Annotated in this window: 11 protein-coding genes; 3 read left to right on the top strand and 8 right to left on the bottom strand. The window is 47.6% G+C overall.

What is annotated here, in order from left to right:
* Positions 1 to 17 precede the first annotated feature (17 nt).
* Positions 18 to 467: a YehS family protein gene (locus GT409_RS12905; protein ID WP_160629479.1), complete on the bottom strand. Its 450-nt coding sequence runs from the start codon at positions 465 to 467 to the stop codon at positions 18 to 20.
* A 55-nt stretch (positions 468 to 522) separates the two neighbouring features.
* On the opposite strand from GT409_RS12905, the gene GT409_RS12900 reads away from it, so the two are divergent.
* The gene (locus tag GT409_RS12900; protein ID WP_160629478.1) at positions 523 to 1485 is read left to right on the top strand and encodes a class I SAM-dependent rRNA methyltransferase; all 963 of its coding nucleotides are present in this window, start codon (positions 523 to 525) and stop codon (positions 1483 to 1485) included.
* 91 nt (positions 1486 to 1576) lie between these two features.
* Positions 1577 to 2320 (top strand): LA_2272 family surface repeat-containing protein, encoded by a 744-nt coding sequence (locus GT409_RS12895; RefSeq protein ID WP_160629477.1) that lies wholly within the window; start codon positions 1577 to 1579, stop codon positions 2318 to 2320.
* 107 nt (positions 2321 to 2427) lie between these two features.
* Here the strand turns inward: GT409_RS12895 and GT409_RS12890 are convergent, their stop codons facing one another.
* From GT409_RS12890 to GT409_RS12875, 4 genes are all read right to left on the bottom strand, one after another.
* The gene (locus GT409_RS12890) at positions 2428 to 4476 is read right to left on the bottom strand and encodes a DNA topoisomerase IV subunit A (RefSeq protein ID WP_160629476.1); all 2049 of its coding nucleotides are present in this window, start codon (positions 4474 to 4476) and stop codon (positions 2428 to 2430) included.
* Positions 4473 to 6299: a DNA topoisomerase IV subunit B gene (locus GT409_RS12885; RefSeq protein ID WP_160629475.1), complete on the bottom strand. Its 1827-nt coding sequence runs from the start codon at positions 6297 to 6299 to the stop codon at positions 4473 to 4475. The genes GT409_RS12890 and GT409_RS12885 overlap by 4 nt, the downstream gene beginning before the upstream one ends.
* A 104-nt stretch (positions 6300 to 6403) precedes the next feature.
* The gene (locus GT409_RS12880; RefSeq protein ID WP_160629474.1) at positions 6404 to 7411 is read right to left on the bottom strand and encodes a CNNM domain-containing protein; all 1008 of its coding nucleotides are present in this window, start codon (positions 7409 to 7411) and stop codon (positions 6404 to 6406) included.
* Positions 7408 to 8676 (bottom strand): hemolysin family protein, encoded by a 1269-nt coding sequence (locus GT409_RS12875; RefSeq protein ID WP_160629473.1) that lies wholly within the window; start codon positions 8674 to 8676, stop codon positions 7408 to 7410. The genes GT409_RS12880 and GT409_RS12875 overlap by 4 nt, the downstream gene beginning before the upstream one ends.
* A 73-nt stretch (positions 8677 to 8749) precedes the next feature.
* Here GT409_RS12875 and GT409_RS12870 point away from each other — a divergent pair, with 73 nt between their 5' ends.
* On the top strand, positions 8750 to 9157 hold the full coding sequence (locus GT409_RS12870) for a DUF721 domain-containing protein (protein ID WP_160629472.1): 408 nt from the start codon (positions 8750 to 8752) through the stop codon (positions 9155 to 9157).
* 45 nt (positions 9158 to 9202) lie between these two features.
* Here GT409_RS12870 and GT409_RS12865 read toward each other — a convergent pair whose 3' ends face one another.
* The 3 genes from GT409_RS12865 to GT409_RS12855 all read right to left on the bottom strand — a co-directional run bounded on the left by GT409_RS12865 (position 9203) and on the right by GT409_RS12855 (position 13163).
* Entirely contained in the window at positions 9203 to 9793 is a 591-nt protein-coding gene (locus GT409_RS12865; protein WP_160629471.1) for a polysaccharide biosynthesis/export family protein, read from the bottom strand.
* Between the two features lie 19 nt (positions 9794 to 9812).
* The gene (locus GT409_RS12860) at positions 9813 to 11933 is read right to left on the bottom strand and encodes a GumC family protein (RefSeq protein ID WP_160629470.1); all 2121 of its coding nucleotides are present in this window, start codon (positions 11931 to 11933) and stop codon (positions 9813 to 9815) included.
* Between the two features lie 81 nt (positions 11934 to 12014).
* Entirely contained in the window at positions 12015 to 13163 is a 1149-nt protein-coding gene (locus GT409_RS12855; RefSeq protein WP_160629469.1) for an outer membrane beta-barrel protein, read from the bottom strand.
* Between the last annotated feature and the right edge of the window lie 2 nt (positions 13164 to 13165).

Here is a 13165-nt window from a genome sequence, read left to right as displayed (position 1 = left end):
TGATTGGAAAACGGCCGTTACAGGCTAAGGCCTTTGATGAATTTGCGGAGAACCTGTTCGGGACATTTTGCAAATTTGGGATGACCGGCGCTGCGAAAAAAAGAGCCAAGCTCAGCATTTGAAACGTCGAAGTCGACTTTTGTGAAAACAGCAAGCATATCGTCGGATTTGAAGCTGTAGGCGATCCGCAGCTTTTTGAGAATTTCGTTGTTGGAAAGGTATTCGACCGGCTCCGGTACGTTTCCTGATGGATGCGGGCCGCGCTTTTCAATGATCAGTCCATCCAGAAAGCTGCAAAGATCCTGATCGGGAAGCACAGCGAAACCCGGCTCATCTTCAAGTTTCAGCCAGGCGGCAACTTCAGCCTCGGTCGTTTTGCGGCCAGATTTTGAGGTGATTTCGGCGATAGCCAGGTCGTTGCGGTTCAGGGCATAGCGTAGACGGCGCAGTGTGTCGTTATTGGTCATAGTTTCTTTCGTAAATAATCGGCGCGATGTTTTGCACAAATGAGTTTTCCAAACCTTGGAAAAATTTAAACATAACCATATTATGGTTCCAATGTTTGGAAATGCGATAGAGAAACGGGCTGGATTGGAAAAGGTGACGGATGCATACCGGTTGGTGCACCGGGACGAGTGCGGGCCGTTTTCGATTGACCGCTACGGCGAGTGGCTGCTGGTGACCGGCTATGACGAATCGATTTCCTCTGCCGAACTCCTAAAGCGGCTGGAGCCCGAACTTCGGAAACTTCCATACCGCGGAGGAATTGTCCGCACCAATGTGCGCGATCCTCACCGTCGCAAACTGTTCAAGGATACAGTCGCTTTCGGCGAACCGGTTCCGGAATCTTTCTTTGTGACAGAGCACGGGCTAAAGTACGAAATTTCGCTGAACGATTCACAGCATCCGGGCCTGTTCCTCGACCAGCGCGAGTCGCGCCGCCGCGTAGCCGCGGCCGCGTCCGGCAAGCGGGTTGCCAACCTTTTCTCATTCACCTGTTCGTTTTCAGTCACCGCAGCCGCAGCGGGTGCGGAAGTGGTTTTTTCGGTTGATCTTGCCGGGGGCTGCCTCGACCGGGGAAAACGGAATTTTGAAGCAAACGGACTGGCGGAAAGCGGGCGCGGAAAGTTTATTCAGGAAGACGTCCGCAAATGGCTGGCGCGCCAGTTACGTCGCCAGGACTCTGACCCGTCCGGTTTTCCCAAATGGGACCTGATTATCTGCGACCCACCGGTCTTCGCGGCGGCACCGAAAAAAGGAACCGCCTTTTCGGTAGAGAAAGAATGGCCCTTCCTTTCCAAAAGCATCCATTCCATTCTGTCTCCCGGCGGAGCCGCCCTTTTTGCAAACAATCATCGGGCAGGAAATGACAGCTTCTATTTTTCCGTATTACAGCAGCAATTCCCTAAAGTTGAGCCCTTGAAATCTCCCGCAGATTTTCCAACCATTGGAAATCCGCATGTCCGCTCTTACTGGTGCTGTTAAGAATGCGATTGCCATCAGTCGGAATTTTGATAGTTTTTCTAGAGCGCCCGGATGAGCGGGCATTGAAGGTTCTCAAACCAAGGAATACCGTATGAAAAAAACAGTTGCTGTTCTGTCCACTTTTATCCTGATGTGCACCGGTCTCGCCTCGGCACAGGAAGTCGTTTTTTCTGAAGATACCGGCGGAGTCTACTATCCGCTTCAGCTCGCGCTTTATCCGACGGTTCAACTGGTTCCCTACGACGGTGACTTTGCCGGGCTTCGCCTGAACATTATCGGAGCAAACCGCAACGTGTCCGGCGTTGATATCGGGCTGATCAATCAGACGGATGATATTTTTCGCGGAGTCGGCATCGGCGCAGTCAACCTGAGCAAAGGCAACTCCGAAGGGCTCAGTATCGGGCTCATCAACCATGCCAATGGCGATGTAAAAGGTTTTCAGGGAATTCCTTTCATCAGCTGGTGGAGCGCTTTCAACTTTGTACACGGCCAGTGCAACGGCGCCCAGGGCGGACTGTTTAACCAGGCCAGCACCCTGCGCGGCGTACAGGGCGGACTGGTGAATGTCGCTTACGATTCCAAAGGTGTGATGGTCGGGCTCTACAATTACACAGAAAGCTTTTGCGGGCTGCACGTTGGCCTCGTCAATATTACCTATAATGACATGACCGGAGCACAATTCGGAATCTACAACGGCGTACGCGATGCCCGTGGGTTCCAGCTTGGACTGATCAACCAGTGCCAGACTCTGGACGGCCTGCAGATTGGATTGGTCAACATTGCCTCACAGAAAGAATCTCTGCCGACCATGCTGTTTGTGAACTGGCAGTTCTGAAAAAGCTCCAGTCATTGCAAATGAAAAAAGCGCTCCGTAACCGGGAGCGCTTTTTTCTTTTTTCCGATGCCGGAAAAATCAGCATGGAATTTCCCAAGGTTTGAAACCTATAGAAGAACTCCCTGCGGAGTATCTTCATCAGCGCGCCACCAGCGGCCGGGTTTTGTATCGATGTACTGAATCGACTTCGTGGTCAACCGGTTGCCTTTGGCCTTGGCCCCTTTGACGAGCAGGTTTTCCGGTTTAAACATCTGCTGATGAATACGCTGTCCTTTGGCCGGACGATAACGCACATAAATTTCTTCCGGACAGCCCTCCATAAATAGCAGAATTTTTGATCCATCAGGCGCCAACTGATAGTCGCGGTTCATGATGGTTCCGCCGAACTTGAAACGTTTAATGTAGGTCTCTTTTCGATGCGTGTAGATGCAGGTCATTTCCCGATCGCGATCAAAAATGGAGCAATACAACAGATTCCCATCCACAAACAGTTTTTCCGGCGGCGGCATCATCTGATAACGCCCGTCGCCCCAGACAAACATCAGTTTATCCAGAGAAGAACACTGTAGAAGTTCTTCCCCTTTGACAGTGGAACCTGCGAATTGAATTTCAGGATCGTGGCCGATGGTCAGCTCTGTGGCAGTCAGAGCTCGCACTTCAATCTCTTTGAAGGTGGAAACCCGCGTACGACGAGGATATTCCGCTTTATATTTTTTGATGAGATTCTTCACGTAGCGAATTGCATATCCATTGAGCGACTGGAGGTTTTTCTCCACCTCAGCAAGCTCTTCTAGGATTTTATCCAGGTCCGACTTGTTCTTATTGATATCAAACAGCGAGATGCGCTTAATCGGTATACCCAGCAGCATATCGATATCGTCTTCAACAATCGCCCGCTTTAACTGTTTTTTAAACGGCTCCAACCCTTCCCTAATCGCTTTACGAACGGCTTCGCCGGTTTTGCACTGCTCGATTTTCTTATAGATACGGTTCTCGACAAAAATCTGCACCAGCGTTTTGGTGTGGAATGCATCGAGCAGTTTGTCGCGCCGAAGGTTGAGTTCGCCCTCCAGAACCCACAGAAGCTGCTGCGTGTTGAGATGCAGGATTTCATCCACGGTCATTTCGACCGGACGATTATCACGGATAACGACAATGCGGCTCGACGCGGATACTTCGCAGTTGGTAAATGCATAGAGGGCCTTTTCAACCTTCTCAGGTTTCGCTCCCTGCGAAAGAACCAGTTCGATTTCAACGTTTTCTGCGGTGTAATCGTTGATCGCGCGTACGGCTACTTTTTTCTTTTTAACCGCATCCTCAATCGAAGCCGTCAGTTTTTCAGTTGTCTGTCCAAACGGCAATTCGGTGATAACAAGCCGGCCTTTGCGTTCTTCAATTTTGGCCCGGACTTTGACTTTTCCGTTTCCGTTTTCATACTCGGACGCATCCATGACGCCGCCGGTCAGGAAGTCCGGCATCGGATCGGCTTTGTATGGAGTCCGTTTTTTCTCACGCAGAATTTCAACCTGCTCTTCAAGCAGTTCAATGAAGTTATAGGTGAGAATGAAGGTGGAAAGTCCAACAGCAATTCCGTCGGCGCCAAGCATTAACAGCAGCGGCAGTTTGGACGGCAGCGTGACTGGCTCCTGATTGCGTCCGTCATAACTGGGCAGAAATCGGGTCAGCTCTTTATTAAAAAGCTCTTCCCTTGCCAGTTTGGTCAGGCGGCATTCGATGTAACGACCGGCAGCGGCCCGGTCACCAGTGAAAATGTTCCCAAAATTCCCCTGCCCCTCGATCAGGTAGCCCCCGCGGTTAGTGAGAGAAACCAGGGCATCATTGATAGAAGCATCTCCATGCGGATGATACTGCATGGTGTGCCCAACGACATTGGCCACTTTGATAAAGCGCCCGTCATCCTTTTCATACAGCGCATGCATGATGCGACGTTGAACCGGCTTCAGTCCATCAGCCACATTCGGAATCGCCCGGTCACAGATGACGTAGGAGGCATACTGAAGAAAGTTGAAATCGACCAGCTCGCGCAATGGGCCATGTTCCGTTTCCAACGGATTGTGCTCATCCTGAAGTCCGGGTTCCACATCGTTTTTTTCGACGGACTCATCGTCGAAAAGGAGTTCCTGATTCTTGCTCATAAAATTTCTTCGTCCACTACAAGATTGTCCATGATGTAGGAACGGCGTTCCTGTGTATTTTTGCCCATGTAGAAGCTCAAGACCTCGGAAATGGAGTGGTCTTCATCAACGACCACCGGAGTCAGGCGCATGTCCTGCCCGATGAAAGCACCAAATTCCTTGGGCGATATTTCGCCCAGCCCTTTGAATCGTGTCACCTCGGCACTGCGCCCAAGCTTTTTCATTGCAGAATCGCGTTCGGCTTCCGAGTAGCAGTAAAGCGTATCCTTTTTGTTTCGAACCCGAAACAGCGGCGTTTCCAGAATCTGCAGGTGGCCGTCACGCACAACCGACTCGAAAAAGCGCAAAAAGAAGGTAATCATCAGATTTCGAATATGCAAGCCGTCCACATCGGCATCCGTCGCGAGAACGACGTGATTATAGCGCAGGCAGTTCGAATCCTCTTCGATATTAAGCGAACGCATGAGGTTATAAATTTCGACGTTTTTATAAATCGCATCACGCTTGAGGTCCCACACATTGAGCGGCTTACCCTTAAGGGTGTAGATCGCCTGGGTGTTCACATCCCGGCAACTGACCAAAGACCCTGCGGCGGACTGTCCCTCGGTGATAAATATCATCGTATCATCGTGGTTTCCCTTGGATTTATTAAAATGCTTTTTGCAGTCTTTGAGCTGCGGCACACGAATCGATACAGCCTTGGAACGTTCCCGGGCCAGCTTTTTAACCGAGTTGAGTTCTTTCCGAAGTTTCTGGCTCTCTTTAATTTTATCAATGAGTTTTTCTGCAGACGGTTTATTGCGATGCAGCAACTCAACGACGGCTTTTTTCACGCTGGCAACGATATCGGAACGTATCTCTGTATTTCCCAGCTTATTTTTGGTCTGCGACTCAAATATCGGCTCTTTCAGCCGAATAGCCACCGCGCCCAGAATACCTTCACGAACATCATTGCCGTCAAACTTGGCGCTGGCGTATTCGTTGATTCCCTTCAGAAGACCTTCCCGGAAGGCGCTGAGATGCGTTCCCCCGTCACTGGTGAACTGTCCGTTGACAAAAGAGTAGTAGTCTTCACTGAAGCGGTTCGTATGGGTAAACGCAAACTCCAGCATTTTATCGCGATAATGAAATGGCGGATAGATTTTCTCAAACTCGCTTTCATCGCGGATCAGATCAAGAAGCCCGCCTTGGGACACCACTCTTTTTCCATTGAAAACAATAACCAGACCAGCGTTCAGGTATGAATAAAAACGCAGCCGACGGTTGATGTGATCTTCGCGAAATTTGAAATTCCTGAAGATCTCCGGATCAGGAGAGAAACTGATATACGTTCCGTTTTCTTCATTTTTCGCGGATCCCTGGTCTTCGCCGTCAAGGATCCCTCGCACAAACCGAGCCTCAGCAAATTTCCCATCACGATGCGCTCGAGCCACAAAATAAGTGGACAGAGCATTCACAGCTTTGGTGCCGACTCCGTTCAGTCCAACACTGAACTGAAAAACGTCATCATTGTATTTTGCACCCGTGTTAATCCGAGAAACGCATTCCACCAGTTTCCCGAGCGGAATCCCCCGCCCGTAGTCACGCACCGAAACTGTATCCTCTTCCAATGTAATCTCGACCTTTTTGCCATGGCCCATGATGAACTCATCAATGGCGTTGTCGATCACCTCTTTCAGAAGGACATAAATCCCATCGTCGTAGTGATTTCCGTTCCCGGTTCGACCAATGTACATACCGGTCCGGGCGCGAATGTGCTCCAAAGACGAGAGTGTTTTGATCTTACTCTCATCGTAGACATGTTTTTTTTTATTATCAGCCATTTTTCCCCGAAATACAATATACAGGGCTACAAACCCCTCAAAACCGCTAAATATAGCAATCCATTCAGATGACCGCAATACCTCTCTGCATCACGACCGATTTTTCAGGCTTCAGAAACGATATACGCCGCAAGATCCTTCAAGTGAAGCACTCCAACTGCTTTTGAAGAACGATCCAGAATCACAGCCGGAGTTCCGGGAGCCTGCCGCAACCGACGCAAAGCCCGGTTTGCAGGAAGAGTAGACGCAAACCGCACCATCTTTCTCACATGAGAAGCAACCGGCTCCAAAGAATTAACTTCCGGCGCCATCAGATCGAAAATGGTCACATAACCAACCACCTGCCGAACTCCCCCCCTATATAAAACCACCTGCTCGCAATCCCGTTCCCTCATAACTTCCAGAATTTCTGCGACAGAAACCTGATCTGACTGACAAACAATCTGAGAAACAGGTATCATTAGATTGCGTACAGGAATCCTCCGCAGAGAAACCAGATTGTTGATCATTCCATGCTGATGAGAGCTGAGTAAATCATTACAGGATTCGCCTCTAAAATATTCCTGCAACCCCTGCAACGATAACGAAACTCCGCTAAATATCTGCTGGTCTGAATCACGGCCACTCACCAATGCAGACAACCGCTTCAGCAAAACAGTCAGGGGAAAAAACACCTTTTCAAAAAACAGCAATAACCAAGAGCAACGGTACATCAACGTATCAGCATGGCGATGAAACCAATTCTTCGGCAACAATTCACCGAAAATAAAAAGAGGCAACAACAGCGTCAACGTGGCTGCCGTCTCTGCATTCCAAGGAAGAACTCCGAACAGAAGGCCCTCATCCATCCCCCCGCGATCTGAGTAAAGTCGGGTCACATCGCGAGATAAAAGATAAATAGCCAGATTGTTTCCGATTAATACGGTAAAAATAAAACGATGGGCATCACTCAGTCCATGATGCAGTCGTTTTGCACTTTTATCTCCCAAACGAACCCGGCGACGCAGACGAAGGCGATTCAGAAGATAACCTCCGGTCTCCACACCAGAGAAAAATGCAGACCCAGCAAGATACAACACAAGCATGCATATTGAAACAATCCACCCACTCATTCCAATGCCTCCGGTGGATTCAAATGCAGCAGGACGGTCTGTATTCGCCGATGCTGCATCGTCTCAACAGTCAACCTAAGGTTTCTCACAAAAACGACATCACCACACCGGGGCATCCGACCCAGCAGAGAAATAACAAAGCCTCCCAGAGTATCAAAGGCCAAGGCCTGAACATCCTGTCCGGGAAGAATCCCGGTTAATAATTCTTTCCATGCCCGAATCGGAAGCTGCCCATCCAGTCTGTAGGTATTTCTATCTAATTGTAAAACAGCATCATCGGCCGGCTCGAAATCTCCGACCACCTCTGCAAACAGATCCTCCAAGGTCAACATACCTGCCAACCCTCCATACTCATCAACGACAGCAGCCAGTGGCCATCCTCCATCCAGCATTTCTTTCAGCAGCTGGTCTGCACGTTTGGTTTCAGGAACAAACATCAACGGGTGAATCAAAGCTTCCAAGCCTTTTTGATCCTGGCAAAAATACAGCTCCCGAATTTTCACATACCCAAGCAAATCATCATCCTGATCCTTATACACAAAAACGTGACTGTACTCACCGGATCTTGCTTCCCTGAGAATTTCCTCTTTAGACGAGGACTCATCCTTACTGAACAGCTGAACTCTAGGAATCATAATTTCACGAACTCGGATATCCGGCAGGTTCACGATGTCCTCCAGGATCACCTTTTCACGCACACCAAAACCTGGTTCATGTCTAACTGCATCCAATAATTCTTTAAATTCTTCGGTTGTCAGCCCGGCTTCTGCAACAGGCAGAGCCCCTCCCAATCGAAACAGGCGCAAAATACGATCAATGAGTATGCGAAACGGTCGACTGACCTTAAACCACGCCACAAGGAAAGCTCCCGTTACGCCTAAAATCATTATCGGATGGCTCACTCCGATCGCTTTGGGAACAATTTCTCCTAAAAAAATGACCAGAAGCAAAACGACAACACCACCAACCGCTTCTCCCCAAGCTCCATGCTGGCCACCCCATTGTCCAGCCGCGGCTGCTCCTGTACAAAAGAAAAGAATATTTACGATTAGATTCCCAAAAAGAATGGCTGACAGCAGGTCCGATGGATTCCGACGAAGAATTTCAACTAAGTATCCCGCCTGGCGATGCGAACTTAAACGACGAGCATTTTCAGGAGTAAGAGAAAAAAGAGCTGTCTCTGTGCCTGAAAATAAAGCAGAGCACAGCAACAACACAGTCATCGACACCGCGAATATCATATTTTGCTGGAGAAAATCTATCATGCTCGGCATTGTTCTGAATATGCAGAGATTGTAGACGATCCTGCAAAAAAGGCCACTGACAGAACATAAAATAATGAAGAATCAGAAAAAAGTGCATGCCAAATGGCTTCTTATGCGGGAAAGATTTCACATTTCTGATCCGTTCCCGCCATCCAAAAACAGAAAAGAACGCCAAATAGAATCGATTTTATCGGACATTCTTAAAGAAGAAGAGCCACAAGACCTGCTTCCTGAAAAAATGGAAGAATACTGGCGCATTGCTGCCGGAAGTCAGATTGCCAAGCATACCTCACCTGAGGGAATACAGAACGCAACCCTTATTGTAAACGTTGACCATCCGGGCTGGCTCACAGAAGTTCGCCGCCTGCCATTGCAACCCATTCTGAAAAAGATCAATCAGGTTCGGTCCCTGCCGGAAATTCATAATATCCGTTTCAAGCTGGACCCATCGCTTCAAACAAAAAGATACCGAAGAAGTTAAAAATAAGGCGTTAGAACATCTAACGCCTCCAGACCAACCTAAACATTAATAAAACGAACGATCCACTTTAATCCGGTCTCCGGCCTCAATGGGAATGTCCCTTTCCGGATTTTTCTCAAGCTCCTTGGCGTTCACCTTGATAATTTCGCCATTCCGAGTAATCAGAACATCTTTTTTATCCGCATATTCTGTATAACCGCCAGCAGCAGCAATCGCCTGTAAGAGAGTAATCCGGCGACTCAGAGGATATTCCTGAGGGCGAGCAACCTCCCCCTCCATGTAGTATGATTTTGCAGAAGTTTGAATATTCACGGTGATATTCCGGTAAATTCCACCATCAATATAAATACGCTGCACCTCACGCTCCAATTCTGAAATTGTGCGCCCGGAAGCCTGCACCGGTTCTTCAATATAAGGCAACGTAATCTGTCCATACTCATCAATCACCGTCTCGATGGCTTTCTCCTCTGGAATTCCCAGGAAAGAAATATACAGAGGATCAAGAGGATTTAAATTATAGAGCCCAACGACCCCCTCAACAGGCGCTTCAACAGGCACGTCAACCGAAACCGGACCAACACAGCCAGTAATAGCACTAATACACAGCAAAACGATAAAAACACCGACTTTTCTCATTAACTCTCCTTGAACTAAATTAGGATTCGGAATGCTCAGGAGAACCTGCAGGCAATGACTCGTCCGAGCGGTAATAATAATAATTCGAATAATATGAATGATAATAATAGTAATAATCATCACGCATAATATTGATGTTATTCAAGACCACTCCCACCTGCTCAACGCCGAGAGTATCAAGCATCTGTTTCGCACGAATAATCATATCACGAGGATATTTGCGGTATTGAACAACCATAATAATTCCATCGACTTCTTTCGCAATCACAGCTGAATCACTAATACCAACCAACGGCGGAGTGTCAAAAATCACAACATCATATTTTGACTTCAGACTGCTGACCAGCTCACCAATTCGCTTGGGATCGAGCACCCCCAAGGACGTCCTTGGCAAACGCCCACTGGGAAGGAAGTGAAGGTTTGGCACACTTGTTGTTTTAATCGTCTCTTCAACAGGAACATCTCGGAGTAAAACATTTGTTAATCCAAACCGGTTGGAAACCCCCAGAATCGTGTGCTGAACCGGGCGGCGAAGGTCGGCATCAACCAACAGCACCTTTTCACCCTGCTGAGCGCAAACATAGGCTAAATTAAAGGCTGTTGTTGATTTTCCTTCCCCTGCACCCCCACTAAGAACAGCAAACGCACCTTTGGTCGGTCCGCCTGCATCTGTAAAAGACATATTGGTTCTGAGAACCCGATATCCTTCAGCATGATCACTATCTGGACCTTCTTCAATCAGAGGGCGAACTTTTTGCGGAATCAACCCAAGCACCGGAAGGTCAACCCAACGTTCCACATCATCAGCGGTCTTAATTGATGTATCAAGGTACTCAATAAAATATGCCAGACCTACACCAGCCCCCAGCCCGACAAAAATACTCAACAGCATATTGAGAAACAAATTCGGACTGACTGGACGATTGGATTCCTCCGCGGCATCAACAATCTCAACCGGAGTACGAGGAACCTTCAGAGTGATTCCCTCTTGAGCAAGACGAGCCTTAAGCGCATCCAACAAAGATCGCTGGAGATCCAGCTCTCGCTGAGCCTTATTAAATGGAAGAAGTTTCTCACGCTGAGACTGCCGGTCTTCACTTTGAGCACCACGCAACTCTTCCTCCAAAGCATCAAACTTGGACTTCGAGATGACGTACTGCGCCTTTACTCCTTTTTTAATTCCATCCAGGGCCTGAGCCAGCTTTCCCATCAGCTCATCTCTGGCAGCTTTTGCCTGCTTTACCTCTGGATGATTTACTCCATAATTCTCCAATAACGAACTCAGTTGAACATCCAGATTCTTGATTTCCGTCCGCATAGACTCTACAAAAGGATCTGAAGCCAAATATGCAGAAGCAGTCAGCAGGTCATCATTACTCATCGCCTCTAACTGCTCATAACGGGCTTTCTGGACCAACATATCCACTCGAGCAGAAACGCGATCACCCTCCAATTGCTGCAAGCGTAATTTTTCAATGCTGGCCGAACCACCATCGACCCCTTCAGACAACACTGTAATGCCTAGTTTTTCGCGAAGCTCTTCCACCTGCTGCTCCGCAGTATCAACTTTTTCCTGCTGATTTTCCAATTCACGACGCAATGCATCTATCGAACGCGTCATTTCTTTATATTTAAGATCCAATCGTTGATCCCGATAAACATCCGCAAGTGTATTAGCAATTCTCATTGCCTCTCTGGGATCCTGACGTCTTGCACGAAGAGCTATCAAACTGGTATCGCGAGACTGGGCGACATCCAAACTGGAAAAGAGAATCTTATATGCTTTTTCTTTGGGAACATTCTGGCCATCTTTTCCCCAGGCCTCCTGAAGATTCAATCGGTTGATCACCTCATATAAGATCGGTTTTGATTTTATGATTTCATACTGGGTTCTCAGAAAATAAGGATCATATCTTGACCCATCCATCGGAGAGTAACTGAATGGGTCCAGATTCACATTATCATTGTTTACTTCAATCCTGGCTTCTGCAGCATAAATTTTAGGCAATGTGAACGTATATACAGTGCCGGTAATTACCACGAGGAAAAGAACCGCAAGAACGATTTCCTTACGAGAACGAATAACACGCCAGTAGTCCAGAAAATGAAGTGTAGTCTCTTTGCTTTGGTTCTCGTTCATCTAAAAATTCCCTTATTAAATAACGATGGTGAGGCAAAAAGCCTCACCATTAGTTCACAAAATAAGCATGAAACATCATGCTTAGAGCTCAACCCGCCAGCCAACATCCACCATATTCTCGTCCCAGTCAGTGTCTGCTGTATCATAGGTTTTTTCAGTATACCGGTAGCCCAATTCCAGGAAATTAATTCGGTTCAACTTATAGTGGAAACGAATATCGAAATCAAACCGATCAATCGTTTCATCCTCTTCTACAGGCACAGGATCTTCAGTATCACCGGCATCATAGTCCATCTTTTCAAAACGAGCCGTCACTTTACCCATGATTTTTGCAGTGAAATCATGTTGAGCTCCTAACCGAATCTCCGACGATGTCTCAGCAGAATAACCGCTATTGTCAGATTCTTTGTATTGATGCGTAAAATCACCGGTCAGACGTGTTCTCGGCGAAGGAGTATATGCCAACCCAGCACGCAGATACGGACTTTCACCTTTAGAATCCCCCCTAAGCCCTCCTCGGTCAGACTCATCAAAAGACAGACCCGCTTCAAGATTTCCCTGCCACTCCGGGTTAAAAGTGTGAGAAATCTCCGCTGTTAAACGAGTCGACTCAAAAGAAGAATCACGTTCAGTATAGTCGACCAAAATCTGATTTACATTCAATGCTGCCCAGGTTCTTTGAGGGCTGAGCTCACGTTTCCAGTTGACTCCGGCAACAATGATATCAGTATCTTCTTCTTTAATCTCATTGTCATGACGCTCTATTGTGTAGCTGACAGGAACACTCAGACTGTCTTTGGGCGTCATGATATAGCTCGAAACAAGAGACGCGGTATTCTCAAAGTAATCAAATCGTCCATCGCCATACCGACTGGTCATTTCACCACTTTTGAATTTGTCAGAAAGCTGGAGCAACATCCGCTGGGAAACAGAATGTGTTAAGACGGCATAAAGACTCGGATAAAGATTATCCTCATCTTTATCTGAACGATAATCAAATCGTGATTTAAAAATCAGATCGGTTCGGTCTGACAATGCTGCTCTAAATGACAAATCCACCATGTCCCGGATAAAGGCAGACCCGTCTTTATCATCACTGCTTCGGTCAATGTTATCGCTATAACCAACTCGAAGAGTATTGACCACAGAGAAAGGACGATCACCTTCTGCGAAAACCTGCCCGGTAACAAGACCGATCAGAACGGGAATGAGTAGTTGTTGTTTTTTCATAC

It is taken from the genome of Tichowtungia aerotolerans, assembly GCF_009905215.1.
Classification (GTDB): Bacteria; Verrucomicrobiota; Kiritimatiellia; order Kiritimatiellales; family Tichowtungiaceae; genus Tichowtungia; species Tichowtungia aerotolerans.
Note: the sequence above shows the minus strand (reverse complement) of the source record. Positions and strands in the feature narration are given on the sequence as shown.

Excerpts from the sequence above, each read along its gene's own strand:
- GT409_RS12860 (WP_160629470.1), bottom strand. The coding sequence starts at position 11,933 with ATGAACGAGAACCAAAGCAAAGAGACTACACTTCATTTTCTGGACTAC.
- GT409_RS12880 (WP_160629474.1), bottom strand. The coding sequence starts at position 7,411 with ATGAGTGGGTGGATTGTTTCAATATGCATGCTTGTGTTGTATCTTGCT.
- GT409_RS12885 (WP_160629475.1), bottom strand. The coding sequence starts at position 6,299 with ATGGCTGATAATAAAAAAAAACATGTCTACGATGAGAGTAAGATCAAA.
- GT409_RS12875 (WP_160629473.1), bottom strand. The coding sequence starts at position 8,676 with ATGATAGATTTTCTCCAGCAAAATATGATATTCGCGGTGTCGATGACT.
- GT409_RS12865 (WP_160629471.1), bottom strand. The coding sequence starts at position 9,793 with ATGAGAAAAGTCGGTGTTTTTATCGTTTTGCTGTGTATTAGTGCTATT.
- GT409_RS12870 (WP_160629472.1), top strand. The coding sequence starts at position 8,750 with ATGAAGAATCAGAAAAAAGTGCATGCCAAATGGCTTCTTATGCGGGAA.
- GT409_RS12855 (WP_160629469.1), bottom strand. The coding sequence starts at position 13,163 with ATGAAAAAACAACAACTACTCATTCCCGTTCTGATCGGTCTTGTTACC.
- GT409_RS12905 (WP_160629479.1), bottom strand. The coding sequence starts at position 467 with ATGACCAATAACGACACACTGCGCCGTCTACGCTATGCCCTGAACCGC.
- GT409_RS12895 (WP_160629477.1), top strand. The coding sequence starts at position 1,577 with ATGAAAAAAACAGTTGCTGTTCTGTCCACTTTTATCCTGATGTGCACC.
- GT409_RS12890 (WP_160629476.1), bottom strand. The coding sequence starts at position 4,476 with ATGAGCAAGAATCAGGAACTCCTTTTCGACGATGAGTCCGTCGAAAAA.